Source organism: Yersinia sp. 1652 StPb PI (genome assembly GCF_041538345.1).
Classification (GTDB): Bacteria; Pseudomonadota; Gammaproteobacteria; order Enterobacterales; family Enterobacteriaceae; genus Yersinia; species Yersinia enterocolitica_E.
Map to the genome: position 1 here is coordinate 791,921 of NZ_JAULSM010000001.1, position 16,376 is coordinate 808,296.

Sequence of the window (16,376 nt, forward strand, 5' to 3'; positions counted from 1 at the left end):
TGATTGTTTATTTGTATGTGAATCTATTATTGTTTCATGTCGATAATGAAATATCTACCATAAATAACTATTTGTTATAAATATGAGGGGGATATTAGTCTGAACCAACAGAGGTTACTCTTTGGGATGTTGGTATTTATTAATTAGCCATGCCATTTTACATTCTATTTTATATTTATTTAATCATGTTATTAACTTGCTAACTAAAATCAACTATGTGGGCCAGTATTAAATGACGGAGGTTATTATTATTTAAACTGGCGTTATCATCATGCTAAGCAGGCGTATTTTATGCGACATTTTTATTATCCAGAAAAATTACGGTATCAGACTAAACTGAGTTCCACAGTAATCATGTTTGCCCTTTTTTTTTGCTCACAGGTAGTCGCCGCTCCTCAGGTCATAAATGTACCGAATGCGGGTGTGATTAGTAACGAAATACGGCAAACAACACCGGTGCCATTGCGTGCGCCACAGGAAGCTGAAATCAAACTTCCACCTTTGCTCCCTCCTACATCGTTTGGCGGTTCTACCTCGGCGGGAAGAATCATGTTACGTGAGGTTAGATTCGAGGGTGATACCCAGTTATTGCGGCACAATAACAGAAATAATAAAGCACTACGCGCCGTAATTACGCCTTGGTTGGGGCAACAATTAACCTTTAATGATTTACAAGTCATGACGTTAGCGGTAACTCGCTTTTATCGACAACAAGGATTTGTTGCCGCTCAGGCAATATTGCCACCACAAACTATCCGTGAAGGTGTTGTCATAGTTCGTATTATTGCTGGCAGATTAGATAAACCGGAGATTAATAATCAGAGCCGGTTGAATACTGATTTTGCTACTGCGGTGATTGAAAGTAATAGTTGTAGCAAAGCAGTGGGTTTTGTTGGCAATAAAGATTGTGCCGCTTCTCCGGCTGAGTTATCCCGCCTTGAACGCACCACCCTTATTCTTAATGAAATTCCAGGGGTTGATGCTGCTTTGGCATTAAAACCGGGAACTCAATCGGGAATGACGAGAGTTTATGCTGATATTTCCCCTGGACAGACTGCGATGGGATATCTCGGTGTGGATAATCAGGGTAATGATTATTCTGGTCATAATCGGTTATTAGTCGGTGGGGCACTCAATAATATGACCGGCTGGGGTGATCAACTACACACTGATTTGATTTTATCCAGTTCGGTAGATGTATTCAATGGCATGTTGGATTACAACTTCCCCATTAATACTTATGGCACCCGTGCAGCGCTTAATTATAGTTATCTGGATTATACCCTGAAGGGGCCTTTCGAAATATTGGATGCTCATGGCCATTCTAACACTTGGGGCATTAATTTACGCCATCCGTGGATCCGTAATTCGGCAGCTAGAATTGATGTGAATACCGGTTATTATCAGAGCAGAATGCGTGATTCACTGATTATGCTGCCAGAACAAAAGCGCAATCTGGATGCCGGTGAGTTTGGTCTTGGTGGTACGTTTACCGCAGTACCTAGAGGACTCAGTAATTTCACTTTACTGGGTACGGCAGGCCATCTGTCATTGGATGACGAATTCAGTCAAAGCATGAATTCCTTAACTGGTATTGGTGGCACTTTTGCCCGTTTTAATTATCGTGCCGGTCATGATCAGGGGTTTGGCCCTTATTTCACCTTTTTCAACCAATTTACCGGTCAAATGGCCAGTAAGAATCTTGATAGCTCACAAAAACTGTTATTAGGTGGGCCGCTGGCGGTGCGCGCCTATGGCATTGGTGAAGGGGCGGTGGATAAAGGCACTCTTTTCACTACCGAATTACGCACCCACTGGCAACTCTTACTTCCCACATGGGCAGGTACTGGGAATCAAATCACCTTTGCGGCATTTTTTGACCAAGGGTGGGGCTCTTACTATCGCCAGCCTATCGCGGGCCTGACGGGGAATAATATTAACCTGTCTGGCTTTGGTGCCTATATCACACTCTTTCGTCCGGCAGATTACACCTTGAATCTGACTTGGGCACATCGAACCGGCCAAGCTGCAATTGCACAACCGGATAACGACCAACTTTGGCTTAGCGCTTACAAGATGTTTTAGCGCTTATTGGCATATTTGTCAGATTTAATGGACGTGAATAATGAACAGTAAATTATACAAACTTATTTTCTGCCGTCGGTTGGGATGTTTAATTGCTGTCGGAGAATTTACCCGAACTTACGGACGGTCCTTTTCGTCTGGCGGCAAAAAAGTCATTAATGACAATAATACAAACGCTGGAATATTAAGCCGCCTGGCCATCATGACGGGATTAGCACTTGGCATATTACCGCTACGGGTATTCGCCCATCCCTCACTGCCGGTTAACGGTAATATTATTATCGGTCAAGGTGTGTTGAATGTTCACAACACCACCCTTACCGTGACTCAGCAAAGCGATAAGTTGGCAATCAATTGGGGCAGCTTTGATATCGCGCAGGGGAACAGCGTTATTTATAACCAGCCAGGGCAGCAGAGTATTGCGCTGAACCGGGTGCTTGGTCGCGATGCATCGCAGATATATGGCAGCCTAAAAGCGAATGGTCAGGTCTTTTTACTTAATCCGAATGGCATTCTGTTTGGAAAAGGTGCGCAAGTTGATGTTGGTGGTTTGGTTGCCAGTACTAAGTCCATGTCAAATCAGGATTTTGTTTCTGGGCGCTATACGTTGACCAGCCGAAGACATGAAGGCAAGTTGGTTAATCAGGCTAATTTGCGCACCACCCCTGGTGGCTATATCGCGCTGATTGGCCAGCAGGTTGATAATCAGGCTTCCGGTGTTATCGCGTCGCCGCAAGGAAAAGTAGCATTAGCGAGCGGGAGTCGCGTCACCCTTAATCTGGATCACGGCAGCTTGCTGAGTGTGCAAGTTCAGGGTGAGCAGGTCAGTACTTTATTGCAAAACGGCGGGCTGATTCAGGCTGATGGCGGGGTTATCCAACTGACCGCGCGCGGCAAAGAGATGTTAATGAATACCGTGATTGATAATACCGGTATTTTGCAGGCGCATAGTTTATCTGAAAAAAATGGCGTTATTTACCTCGATGGCGGCAGTGAAGGGGTGGTGAGCCAGCAAGGTGTTATTGATGTCAGTAGTGCGCAGGGCCGTGGCGGGAATGTTATCTTGCAAGGTGAAAAGATACATTTGGTCGCCACGAGCAAAATTGATGCTCGCGGGGCTGAGGGCGGTGGCAAAGTCCTGGTCGGGGGCGATTGGCAGGGTAAAAATAATGCGATAAAAAATGCCCGAGCAGTCGTCATGGATAAAGGTGCGGATATTGATGTTTCTGCTTCAAACCACGGGTCGGGTGGTACCGCCGTGCTATGGTCAGAAGATTACACTGGCTTCTATGGCAATATTTATGCTCGTGGTGGGCTACAGTCAGGTAATGGTGGGCAGGTAGAAACATCCAGTAACCGTAATTTACAGGCTTTTGGTCAGGTTGATACTGCGGCTATTCATGGTAGTCAGGGGAGTTGGTTACTTGATCCCGCAGAGGTAAGTATTGTTGGTAGTGGTGCTGAGAGCGGGGTAATGGTTCAGGTTGGGGACATTCCTGCTGGATATGTGAAAAATACCCAGGTTTTCGCTCCGACGGCCAAGGTAGCGCAAATATTGAATAGCAGTATCAATACTCAACTCGATCGCGGCACCAATGTGACGGTGACTACCACTAATCACACTTTAACGAATTGCCGCTGGTGCAATATTACGCTAGAGGCTGATATCAATAAAACAGCAGGTGGCGATGCTACGCTGACATTACATGCTGACGGCAATGTTGTTGTTAACAATAATATTACCGCTAATGTTGGCAAGCTGAATCTTAATTTATTAGCGGGTAATTCCACTGCCGACTCTGTTATTACATTAAATAATAGTGATGTGTTGTTAAATAAAGGGGATTTGTTGGCAAAACATGCCAATGATAACAGTGCGACTCGTATTATTATTATGGGTGGGAGATATGATGTCGGCAACCTCACTCTTGAAGGAAATGCTGGGGTGGCATCGCAAATTGGGGTGAGTATCAGTCATGCTGCTAATATTTCTGTGGCAGGTGAAACGCGTATAGCGGGTGAAAGTAGTCATGCTAATGGGCAAGGGTGGCGTGGTGTTGATATATCTGATGACTCAGTCTTGACTGGTTCGGGTAATATATTATTTGCTCTTAAGTCTAATTCTAAAAGTTCGTGGGTAGGCACATTTACGAATGCAACCATTACCGGTGATAAAGATATCACATTCCTGGTAAATACCAATGGTAGTGCATATGGTGGGATGGACTTTATTAATGGCAGTATTTACTCTAAGTCTGGCAATGTTTTATTTGATATCAATGGTGATATCTTTACCCAGGCTAACCTTGGGTTACGGATAAAGGAATCTCAAGTTAGTGGCAATAATGTAAAATTAAACATCAATATCACTGGAGTTGATGGTTTATTACTCAGAGACAGTAATCTTACGGCAACTGCCGGTAATATTGATGTTAATGCTACTACTACCAATAAAGGGCTGTGGATCTCAGGTAACACTAATATAAACGCCAGTGGCGATATTAATCTGAAAGGCGTAACCACGAACTCTACAGTTGCGGGTGCTGATGCCATCAGGATAAGTGGTAACTCCAGTAGTGTTCAGGTCAATATGACTGCCGGTGGTAATATATCGCTGGTGGCGGTTAATGAAGGAACGGAAATCGGGACTACAGTTGTTGCGGATTTTGCCAATATAAAAGCACAGGGAGGAGATTTTAATTTAAATATCAGTGGGGTCAAAGGCAGCCCTTTCAATAATGTCACTATCAGTGCCGATAATATTTTAATGAATGGTAATATCATCGGTAATGAAGTTGTATTGATGAAGAATACAGTTCTTACTGCTAAAAATGATATTAGAACCAATTTAACCTCCGCCACACATAAAGCCTTCGGGTTCAGCGGTAATAGTGCGATGACGGCAGGGAAAGATATATTATTAGTTGCCAATACCTCAGCACTCGCTGTGGAGGCGGTGACAATAAATGGGACCTCATCTAACAAAGTAAATATCACTGCGGGGAAAGATATATCAATAGTAGCTAATAATCATGGCAATACTACAGGGGCGGGTGTTGGTATTGATGGGGCTAACATTGAAACTAAAAACGGAAACTTCACAGTAAATAACAATGGTTCAAAAGGCATAACCTGGGCCAATTTAGATCTCACAGCAAATGAGGTTAACGTTGTCTCTAACTCGACTAGCTCTGCCGGATTGGCAATACGTGAATCTAATATTACTGCTACAACAGGTGATATTAATGCCAATGTAACCTCCGAAAAAGAAGGTGTTTTGATTAAGCCAAATACCATTTTTAATGCTAAGAAAGATATTAATCTGACGGGAGTTGCCACCGGTGATGGCGAAGGGATTTTTATTCAAGGGGATTCAAATACGTCACATAATAATCTTAATGCACAAGGAAATATCACCTTAAATGGTAAGGCTGATATGGGGGCTGCTACGCGAGCATCTGTCTATCTATTAAATACGACGCTGACATCAACTGAGCACAATATTGATATCAATGGTCTGTCTCAGGGGTCGAGACACGTTTACTTTACTGATGTAGAACTTAATGCTACTGCGGGGAATGTTACTGTTTATTCTGAAACACTGGCCGCTTTACCGACTTCATTAAGCACTGCATTAAGTTTGGGGGGGAATATCAGTATAAAAGCCCAAAATGGCTCGATGATCGGTAAAGCATTTAATACGACGCAAGGCTCAGGCGTTGGTTTTAGAGCCAATAGTACCTTGTCGGTTGAAGGGAGTATTGCGTTTCAAGGCGAGACAGAAGGCAATGGTGCTACCCGCAAAGGGATTGATTTTAATGGCGTGAATACACTCAATATTGCTAAAGGTAGCCAATTATCTCTCCTCGGTGAAAATAAAGGGGCACCAGCGACTGCTGGCGGAGAGGGTATTACCCATACAGATGCAGCTCAGTTAACGATAAACAATAATGGTTCTTTCAAAATGGAAGGGCGCTCAACCAGCGGTGTCGGCATTAACTTTCCTACCAGTAATAATACCGTGGTATTAAGTGGCGAGGGTGACACTCTCATTAGCGGCAGTAGTGTCGAAGGTATTGGGGTTGCTATTTCCGGTGTGGTTAATAACGGTACCGGCCCGGTCACGATTGAAGGAACCAGTATTGATAGCGCCGGTGTTCACCTCTTCAGTGCCGAGCATCAAATTAATCGTATTAATGTCACCGGGAGTTCAACCCATGCCGAAGGTCTGCGCATTAGCGGCAATGCCACTATTGCTGATACCACTCTGACCGGAGAATCAATTAATGGCAGTGGTGTGAAAATTGATCCACTGCCGGGTGCTAATATTGTCACTCATGCCGTGTTGGATAATGCCACGCTCAATGGCAGTAGTACTAATGGCATCGGCGTAGAGATTGCCAATGATATAAAGGGTGTCCATCAGAGTGTTATTAATGGCACCACCGATGGTGTTGGTTATGGCATTGATATAGCAGAAAATTTACATGTCATCGGCACCAGTGAAACCGATTTGCTGACACTAAACGGGGTGGCAACAACAGATACCGGTACTGGGATAAAACTCAATGGCAATAATGATTTAAGTAATACCAGCTTAAATGGCTCGGCTGTGGATGGTATTGCATTGCATATCATCGGCCCACTGACCAATCAAGGCAATACGGTATTGAACGGCACTGCTTCCGGCAGCGGTATTGGTGTGCGGGTTAATGGCCAACTGAGCGACAGTGTGGTGAATGGGACTGCGGCCAGTGGCATTGGTGTTCAAGTTATGAATGGTGTGCTTGATGACAGCCGCATCAATGGCATCTCCGATACTGGTTCTGGGGTTGGCGTCAATGGCGATACGGTGCTGAATAATACCGTGCTGGTGGGAAATAGTTCGGATGGTAACGGGGGGGAGATCGGGGGCCGCCTGTCAGGTAGCTACGGCAGCGCAGTACAGGGTGAGGTGGTTAACGGCACGGGAGTGTATATCGATAGAGATGCCACTCTCACTGGTGGCGGCACGGACGATCTGTTTGCTGTCAACGGTAATGCGATGGGCGATAAAGGCACTGGTGTGCAACTGGAAGGTAATAATACCCTTGATAATACCACGCTAAACGGTAACGCCACTCAGGGTACCGGTGTTGATATTGCCGGTCCGCTGGTGAATAACTGGAATACCCGTGTGGATGGCAAAGCCACTGGCGGCAACGGGGTGGCGCTGAACGGGGCGATCGCTGGCGGCACGGTTAATGGCAACTCGGATAGGGGTACGGGTGTCAAAGTTGATGGTGATACCCAACTTAATAACACCACCCTTAACGGTAACAGTCCTGATGGCAAAGGGGTGGAGATCGCCGGTAACCTCACTGGCCGCAATGGCAGTGCGATACAGGGCGATACCACTAACGGCACCGGGGTGGACATTGCTAAACAAATCCTCCTGGAGGGCGGCGGCCTGGATGATCTGCTCAATGTTACCGGCAACGCCACCGGCGAGAATGGCACCGGCGTGCAGCTTGACGGTCTCAATCTCCTTGATAACACCTCGTTGGCAGGGAATGCCACTAACGGCACCGGGGTGGATATTAATGGTTTACTACAAAATGAAGGTAACACCACGATTGGGGGTAAATCTGAGAATGGCAACGGTGTCCAGCTTGGCGGGGCAGTCAGCGGTAGCACAGTTACTGGTACATCAGCTAATGGCAGCGGCATCAAGGTGGTAAATGACAGTAATCTGGACAACGCCACCCTTAACGGCAACAGCCCTGACGGCAAGGGGGTAGAGATCGCCGGTAACCTCACTGGCCGCAATGGCAGTGCGATACAGGGCGATACCACTAACGGTACCGGGGTGGACATTGGTAAACAAATCCTCCTGGAGGGCGGTGGCCAGGGTGATCTGCTCAATGTTACCGGCAACGCCAGCGGCGAGAATGGCACCGGCGTGCAGCTTGACGGTATCAATCTCCTTGATAACACCACCCTGACGGGGAATGCCACTGAGGGTACTGGGGTGGATATTAATGGCTTACTACAAAATGAAGGTAATACCACGATTGGGGGTAAATCGGAGAATGGCAACGGTGTCCAGCTTGGCGGGGCAGTCAGTGGCGGCACAATTAATGGTACATCAGCTAATGGCAGCGGCATCAAGGTGGCAAATGACAGTAATCTGGACCACGCCATCCTCAACGGTAACAGCCCGGACGGTAAGGGGGTAGAGTTCGCCGCTAATCTGACAGGTGGCAACGGCAGCGTGGTGCAAGGCGATACCACTAACGGCACCGGTGTTGATATTGGTGAAAACGCCTCGCTCAGTGGCCCGGCACCGGATGATCTGCTGACGGTGACCGGCAATGCTAGCGGTGAGAAAGGCACTGGTGTTCAGTTAGGCGGCAACAATACGCTGAATGACACCACCTTAGGCGGTAATGCCAGCGATGGTCATGGCGTGGAGACCTCGGGGCTAGTATTCAACAGCGGCAATACGACGATTAATGGTGATGCCGCAGGTGATGGTCATGGTGTGCATATTGGTGGCCCAATGAGTGGTGGTAGGGTCAACGGCCGTTCCGACAATACTCATGGTATTTTCCTCAATGATTATGCAGCGATAACTGACATCACGCTTAGCGGGAATACCGGCTCATATAAGCCATCGGTGTTTTTCACCTTGCCGGAGAATATTGGTGACAATGTGATTATCAATGGCAAACCTGTTAATAAAAATAATTTTGGCGATAAAGTCAGGCCGGCCCCTAATCCCGGAGGGAAATCGACTGGAGATAGTACGCAGGTAGCTCAGTCTCAGGAGGGGGGGGAATCAGCCTCGTTACTCAGAAGACGAAACCAAATCCTCAGTGCCTTTGAAACACAAACTTTACCGCCCTCTATCCTGACTGAATATGAGCATGATAGTACAGACCATATCAGCCTCACGGTTTGTATTCCTAAGGGTATAACCTCCGAACAGGTTACCAATCAGCACGAGCTATGCGGGACCCATGTTCTCGGTAAGTGGAACCCTCTGACTAAAATATCGGGTCAGGAGTAATGGATTTTTAACTCTCTAAATTTGCTAGAGAAATCGTGATATCGATGTAAAAAGGTGAGCTGACAATGGTGGAGAAAACGGCTGAATTAGCATCAGCGGTAGAACAGTCGACCGCATTCTCATTACCCTATTTCGAGTTTTTAGTGTGTGTGCGGCGCTATGAGGAGGCGGGGCGATTACTGGTCTTGATGTTGGAGCAACTGGACCGCCAATATGGCCGCTGGGATGTTTTTTCGCTTAAGCATCAATCGGTACAGCAACAGGAGCATTACTGTAATCGCCTGGCTGCGGCTATTGGCAACCTACTTTCTGATCCTGGTTTTGTGGTATCCGATAAAGGTTTTTTACAACTGATTAATTTCCATCGCTGGATAGCGTTGATATTTGCCGCATCACCTTTTGGTCATGCGGATCATGTGATTACCAACCTTAATCAAGCGGGGGAGGGATGCGCTCATCCTTTGCGCTTTGAGCACCATAATTTTCTGAAATTTTGCCTGATGTATTTACCTGAATCGGGTATTCCGCTTCAGCCGGATATATTGTGGCAATTTAATCCCCCGGTTGCCGCGGCACTGTTTCTGGCGTTACTGTCGCCACGTATTTTACCCAGCGCTGCCGGGCATGCGAAACGTGAGCGGCTATTAGAGTGGTTACCTGAAAAACTACTAACGCTAGAGAATCTTGAGGGCTTACCTGAACGCATCCTGCACGATGTTTATATGCATTGCAGTTATGCGGATAGAGCAGCAAAACACGCCATAAAACGCAGTATTAATTTTCACTTACGTAACACGCTGCTGCACAATGGGCTATCTGATAACCACTCCCTCCCACCTGCACGGGATAAACCATTGATGCTGGTTATCCTGGAGTGGTTTAACAGCGGCCATTCTATTTACCGTACTCACTCCAGTACGTTGCGCGCCGCGCGTGAGCAGTTTTCCACCCATGGCGTCACCATTGTGGGGGCCACTGATGCCATCACCCGTGACGTTTTTGATGATTTTACCGAGGTCCAGCGGGCGGGGGCGGTTGAGGCTATTGTGGCATTGGCGCAACAATTGCGACCGGATGTTATCTACTTCCCCAGTGTCGGGATGTTCCCACTCACCATTGCACTGACTAATTTACGCTTAGCCCCCTTACAGATAATGGCACTAGGCCATCCGGCAACGACCCATTCCGGCTATATTGATGCGGTATTAGTGGAAGAGGATTATCTGGGGGATCCTCAGTGTTTCTCCGAAAAAGTGGTTGCGTTACCCAAGGACTGTCTGCCCTATGTGCCGCCTGCCAATATTTGCCAGCCGGAACCGATACAACATTTCGATGAGCGCCCAGCGGTACATATCGCGGTTTGTGCCTCGGCGATGAAAATTAACCCTCGCTTTATCGATACCTGTGCTGAGATTGCCCGGCAAACATCAACGCCGGTGATATTTCATTTTTTGGTGGGTTTTTGCTGGGGAATTACCCATCGAGTGATGGAAAAAGCCGTTAATGCTGTTATCCCTCAAGCTAAAATCTATGAGCATTTGGCCTATCAGGACTATTTATTGGTTATTAATCAGTGTGACCTGTTTATTAATCCTTTTCCTTTCGGCAATACCAATGGCATCGTCGATACTGTGCGTCAGGGGTTACCCGGTGTTTGCCTGAGTGGGGCTGAAGTACACGAACATATCGATGAGGGATTGTTCCGTCGGCTGGGATTATCTGAGGAGCTGATTGCGCATGATTTGGCTGAGTATATTGCGGTTACCGTGCGGCTGATCACCGATATTGAGTGGCGTAATAGCCTACGTCGCCAGTTGTTAACAATTCAGCCTGATAATGTGCTGTTTAGCGGGAAACCTGAGCAATTCGGGCTAATTATTAGAGGCCTGCTTGATGATTGTGGTGCTGAAAGAGGATAAAAAAAGCCTCCTGAATCGGAGGCTTGAGTAGACACTAACATCAATAAGACTTATTTATTACGCCGCTTCAGTTTGCCGTTGTTTGGTTGGCTGCTTTAGTGCGGGCTTGGCTGCCAAGGCATCGGCTGCAAACTCATCGACATTAATTGAGCGCAGGCGACTCTCTTCTGCTTTAGTCAAAATAGCGGCCTCTTCAACATTGATTTTCCCTTCAGCCAGCGCATTTTTTGCCAGCACATCCAGGCGAGTAAATGGCAGGCTTTTACCCGCTTCTTTACTCAGGCGCTTATGAATTGGCTCTGCTGCAATCACATCTTGCAAAGCGGCTTCCAGCAAACCTACCGGATTAAACTCGCTCGGTGTCAGATACTGACCACGACCAATACGGCTGCGGGTTGCTGAAGGTACTTGCAGTAACTGCGCCAGTTGATGGTCCAGCTGGTCTGACGGTGCCTGATGTACGCGACCAAACGGGAAGACCACCAACCGCATTAACCCGGCAATAACGCCATTTGGGAAGTTACGCAGTAAATCATCCAGAGCCTGCTCTGCCTGATGCAGGGCATCTTGCACACCCCAATGTACCAACGGCAGGTCTTCTTTTTGGCGGCCTTCGTCTTCATAGCGTTTCAACGTTGCTGATGCCAGATACATTTGGCTGAGAATATCCCCCAGACGGGCAGAGATACGTTCACGACGTTTCAGGCTGCCACCCAACACGCCCATTGAGACATCAGACAGTAAAGCTAAATTGGCGCTCAGGCGGTTCAGATGCTGGTAATAACGGCGAGTGCTGTCTTTGGTTGGTGTGGCACTGGTGCGGCCATTGGTCAGCCCCAACCAGAAACTACGGATTTTGCTGCTACCCACATGGCCCAAATGACCGAACAGCGCTTTATCGAAGGCGGCAACATCATTCGATTGTGCTGCTGCCATTTCATCCAGAACAAACGGATGGCAACGGATTGCCCCTTGGCCGAAGATAATCATGCTACGGGTCAGAATGTTAGCGCCTTCAACGGTGATACCGATAGGGGCACCTTGGTAGCCACGGGCTACGAAGTTGGCCGGCCCAAGGCAGATCCCTTTACCGCCCGCAATATCCATGGCATCCATCACGGCGCGTTGACCACGGTGGGTACAGTGATATTTAACGATAGCGGATAACACCGCCGGTTTCTCACCTAGCATAATACCGCTGGTAATTAAGGTTGCCGCCGCGTCCATCACATAAGCATTACCGGCGATTCGCGCCAACGGCTCTTCAATCCCTTCCATTTTACCGATTGAGATTTTGAACTGACGACGAATATAGGCGTAAGCACCGATCCCCATCGCCACACTTTTCAAGCTACCAGTGGCATTGGACGGCAAGGTAATCCCGCGGCCAACAGACAGGCATTCCACCAGCATGCGCCAGCCCTGCCCAGCCATTTTTGGCCCGCCGATGATGTAATCAATCGGCACAAAGATATCATTGCCACGGGTCGGGCCATTTTGGAATGGCACATTCAGTGGGAAGTGACGACGACCAATTTCCACCCCAGGGGTGTTGGTTGGGATCAGCGCACAGGTGATGCCTAAATCAACGGTATCGCCCAACAGATGTTCAGGGTCAGACAGTTTGAACGCCAGCCCGAGCACTGTGGCGATCGGGGCGAGGGTGATATAGCGTTTATTCCAGGTCAGGCGCATGCCCAGTACCTGCTTACCTTGCCATTCGCCCATACAGACGGTGCCGGTATCTGGGATTGCGCCGGCATCAGAACCCGCTTCTGGGCTGGTCAGGGCGAAACAAGGGATCTCGTCGCCACGGGCCAAACCAGGCAAATAATGATTTTTTTGCTCTTCAGTGCCGTAGTGTTGCAGCAATTCGCCGGGGCCGAGAGAGTTAGGAACGCCAACCGTGATGGCTAAAATGCCAGACACGCCAGACAGTTTTTGCAGTACACGTGCCTGAGCATAAGCTGAGAAATCAAGGCCGCCGTATTCTTGCTTAATGATCATCGCAAAGAAGCGGTGTTCTTTCAGATACGCCCACAGTTCTGGCGGCAAGTCAGCCAGTTCGTGGGTAATTTGGAAGTCATTAGCCATACGACAGGCTTCTTCTACCGGCCCATCAATAAAAGCTTGTTCTTCGGCGGTTAACTGCGGTTTTGGGTAGTTATGCAGTTTCTTCCAGTCAGGCTGGCCCTGGAATAAATCACCTTCCCACCAAGTGGTACCTGCATCAATCGCTTCTTTTTCGGTGCGTGACATTGCAGGCATGACTTTACGGAACATGCGCAATGCGGGTGCAGAAAACAGTGACTGGCGCAGTGGGGTCAGCGTCAGGGGTAGCAAAACAATCACCAGAGGCAATAATGCCCAGAATGACCATAACTGCAACGCTCCCATCGCGGCGGTGTAAACGACAAGAATCAAACTACTGAGATAGAGGTTCACCTGGTGATAGAACAGCACACCAATAAGAACCAGTAAGGCAACAATGCTAAGAACCATCATAGTGAAGCTCCTGAGATGTAGGAGGTCTGACCTGTTGAGAGATACATTTGTTGTAGTCCATCTCATTATTTTTATCAATACCATTACATGTTATTTACAACTCATCTCACAAACTGCCCGCATTAATAGTTAAAACTCTTATGTCTTATTCATTACAGTGCTTCTCGCTGTTTATGCTATCCGGTACACTGACGGCTGATGAATATCGATGCCATAGAACTATAAAGAGGCTCCCATGTACCAGGATTTAATCCGCAGTGAATTGAATGAAGCAGCAGACACACTGGCAAACTTTTTGCAAGATGATAGCAATATCAATGCTATTGCGAACGCAGCCGTATTATTGGCTGATTCTTTTAAGGCTGGCGGTAAAGTCTTGTCATGCGGTAATGGCGGTTCCCATTGTGATGCCATGCATTTTGCCGAAGAGTTGACCGGCCGCTACCGCGAGAATCGTCCCGGTTATCCGGCGATTGCTATTTCAGATGTTAGCCATATCTCTTGTGTTAGTAATGATTTTGGCTATGACTATATCTTCTCTCGTTATGTTGAAGCCGTCGGTCGCGCAGGGGATGTATTACTCGGTATTTCCACTTCTGGTAATTCAGCTAATGTCATTAAGGCGATTGATGCTGCTCGTGCCAAAGGGATGAAGGTGATCACCCTGACGGGTAAAGACGGTGGCAAAATGGCGGACACGGCAGATATCGAAATTCGGGTTCCCCATTTTGGTTATGCCGATCGCATTCAGGAAATTCATATCAAAGTGATTCATATCTTGATTCAATTGATTGAAAAAGAGATGGTTAAAGCCTGATATGTCGTGGTGATCAACGGTATTATCAATCTCGTTGATCACCTTGACGGTGAGCGAGAGCAGCTACAACGCTGCAACACCAAGAGCTAAGATATACGCGGGAGGTTGGTTATGTGCGAATTGCTCGGGATGAGCGCAAATGTTCCCACGGATATTTGCTTTAGCTTTACCGGCCTGGTGCAAAGGGGCGGGGGGACTGGCCCACATAAAGATGGCTGGGGTATTACCTTTTATGAAGGTAATGGTTGCCGCACGTTTAAAGATCCCCAACCCAGTTTTAATTCACCCATAGCCCGTTTGGTACAAGACTACCCGATAAAATCCTGTGCGGTGGTTTCTCATATCCGTCAGGCAAATCGCGGTGAAGTGGCGTTAGAGAATACCCACCCTTTTACCCGCGAAATGTGGGGGCGAAACTGGACGTATGCCCATAACGGCCAACTTAAAGGTTATCGTCAATTAGAGACCGGTACTTTCCGGCCTATCGGTCAGACTGACAGCGAATATGCTTTCTGCTGGCTACTTAATCAATTGGCAAAGCGCTACCCTCGCACTCCCAGTAATTGGCCAGCGGTATTCCGCTATATCGCTACCCTATGTGAGCAGTTGCGGGCAAAAGGGGTCTTTAATATGTTGCTCTCGGATGGGCGTTTTGTGATGGCGTTCTGTTCGACCAATCTGTATTGGATCACGCGCCGGGCACCTTTTGGTAAAGCGACCTTACTGGATCAAGATGTTGAGATAGATTTTCAACGCCAGACCACACCCAAAGATGTGGTCACGGTGATCGCGACTCAACCCCTGACAGGTAATGAAACCTGGCACAAAATTGCACCAGGTGAATTTGCATTATTCTGTTTTGGTGAGCGAATTTGATTTGGTGAGCGCATATTGCGATACCGGTGCATTGGAGACTGGCGGGCGGCTGAGTACATACTGCCCGTTGATCACTGCAACGGAGGGGGGCATCCGGTTTTTGGTAAAATAGGCATATCCCGGCTGTAATTGCCGCCAGAAGCTGTAATCCGACGAGTTACGGTGGCGTTGCATATTTTGTTCAGTCATACGGAATGGATAGATACTGATATCCACTTTTTCCTGACCAAAGATAAATGCCGTTTGCACGTAGTTAAATATCTCGTCCATATAGGCATCGGTCATTGCATAACAGCCGATTGATTTGCAAGCGCCGTGGATCATCAGATATTTCCCTGAATAACCCTGCGACTTATCATAATCATTTGGGAAGCCAATATTGATTGCCCGATAAAACTTACTGTCAGGTTTTAAATGGCGCATATCAATACTGTAAAAACCTTCCGGGCTTTTAAAATCCCCTTCACGGCGTTTTGGGCCAAGGCCACCTGAAAATTCACAGATGCGATAGCTTTGCACTAAACGATATTCACCTTGTAGCCTGGCGTATAATTCCAGGGTACGTTCTTCTTTGAAAATCTGAATATAGACCGATGACCCGAGTAATTGTTGTTTTAGCTCTTTGGATACTGCCACAGGCTCACTGGCTGAGCTGGTGAAGGATACCGCAGGCAAACCAATTATCACCACAGACGTAAGCATCGCAAACAACCGTGCGATTTTGCCCATTTATTATTCCTACTTATATTATGTAAATTATGCCACTGCATTTTTCGATTTATAGGCGCAGATTATCAGTCGGAAAAATTTTAGCAATATATGTTTTGTATAAAATAACCACAAAGTCGGTAAACATGAATTAACGATACGATTTTACCGAGTGGATAGATAAATTAGCCGTAAAATATTCGTGTTTGCTTGACCCAGGTCACTGCATTTGTCAGACAGTGCGGAATGAAAATGCTAAAATCGTCCACTGCTGATGGCTTGCACATGTAATCGTTATAACAGCCATTTTACCCTGAAATCATTCAATGTGGGTATCAGTACTCATTACCGCGATGCTTTCAATTAGCGTTTATGTTTATCTAATTGACTGGGTATTAAACCGTCGTTTAACTGA

Annotated in this window: 7 protein-coding genes; 5 read left to right on the plus strand and 2 right to left on the minus strand. The window is 47.2% G+C overall.

The window, feature by feature from the left end; translation table 11 throughout:
• The first annotated feature begins 291 nt into the window (after positions 1 to 291).
• The 3 genes from Q2T71_RS03580 (at position 292) to Q2T71_RS03590 (ending at position 11,055) form a co-directional block, all read left to right on the plus strand.
• Positions 292 to 2,085, plus strand: coding sequence for a ShlB/FhaC/HecB family hemolysin secretion/activation protein (locus Q2T71_RS03580; protein ID WP_372558145.1), 1,794 nt, complete (start codon positions 292 to 294; stop codon positions 2,083 to 2,085).
• A 40-nt stretch (positions 2,086 to 2,125) separates the two neighbouring features.
• Positions 2,126 to 9,136 (plus strand): filamentous hemagglutinin N-terminal domain-containing protein, encoded by a 7,011-nt coding sequence (locus tag Q2T71_RS03585; RefSeq protein WP_372558146.1) that lies wholly within the window; start codon positions 2,126 to 2,128, stop codon positions 9,134 to 9,136.
• 65 nt (positions 9,137 to 9,201) lie between these two features.
• On the plus strand, positions 9,202 to 11,055 hold the full coding sequence (locus Q2T71_RS03590) for a glycosyltransferase (protein ID WP_372558147.1): 1,854 nt from the start codon (positions 9,202 to 9,204) through the stop codon (positions 11,053 to 11,055).
• 57 nt (positions 11,056 to 11,112) lie between these two features.
• Here Q2T71_RS03590 and fadE read toward each other — a convergent pair whose 3' ends face one another.
• Positions 11,113 to 13,560 (minus strand): acyl-CoA dehydrogenase FadE, encoded by a 2,448-nt coding sequence (gene fadE / locus Q2T71_RS03595; protein ID WP_372558148.1) that lies wholly within the window; start codon positions 13,558 to 13,560, stop codon positions 11,113 to 11,115.
• 235 nt (positions 13,561 to 13,795) lie between these two features.
• On the opposite strand from fadE, the gene lpcA reads away from it, so the two are divergent.
• Positions 13,796 to 14,377, plus strand: coding sequence for a D-sedoheptulose 7-phosphate isomerase (lpcA, locus tag Q2T71_RS03600; protein ID WP_372558149.1), 582 nt, complete (start codon positions 13,796 to 13,798; stop codon positions 14,375 to 14,377).
• Between the two features lie 111 nt (positions 14,378 to 14,488).
• Positions 14,489 to 15,253 (plus strand): class II glutamine amidotransferase, encoded by a 765-nt coding sequence (locus tag Q2T71_RS03605; RefSeq protein WP_102970460.1) that lies wholly within the window; start codon positions 14,489 to 14,491, stop codon positions 15,251 to 15,253.
• Here the strand turns inward: Q2T71_RS03605 and dpaA are convergent.
• The gene (gene dpaA, locus Q2T71_RS03610; protein WP_372558150.1) at positions 15,227 to 15,982 is read right to left on the minus strand and encodes a peptidoglycan meso-diaminopimelic acid protein amidase; all 756 of its coding nucleotides are present in this window, start codon (positions 15,980 to 15,982) and stop codon (positions 15,227 to 15,229) included. The genes Q2T71_RS03605 and dpaA overlap by 27 nt on opposite strands.
• Between the last annotated feature and the right edge of the window lie 394 nt (positions 15,983 to 16,376).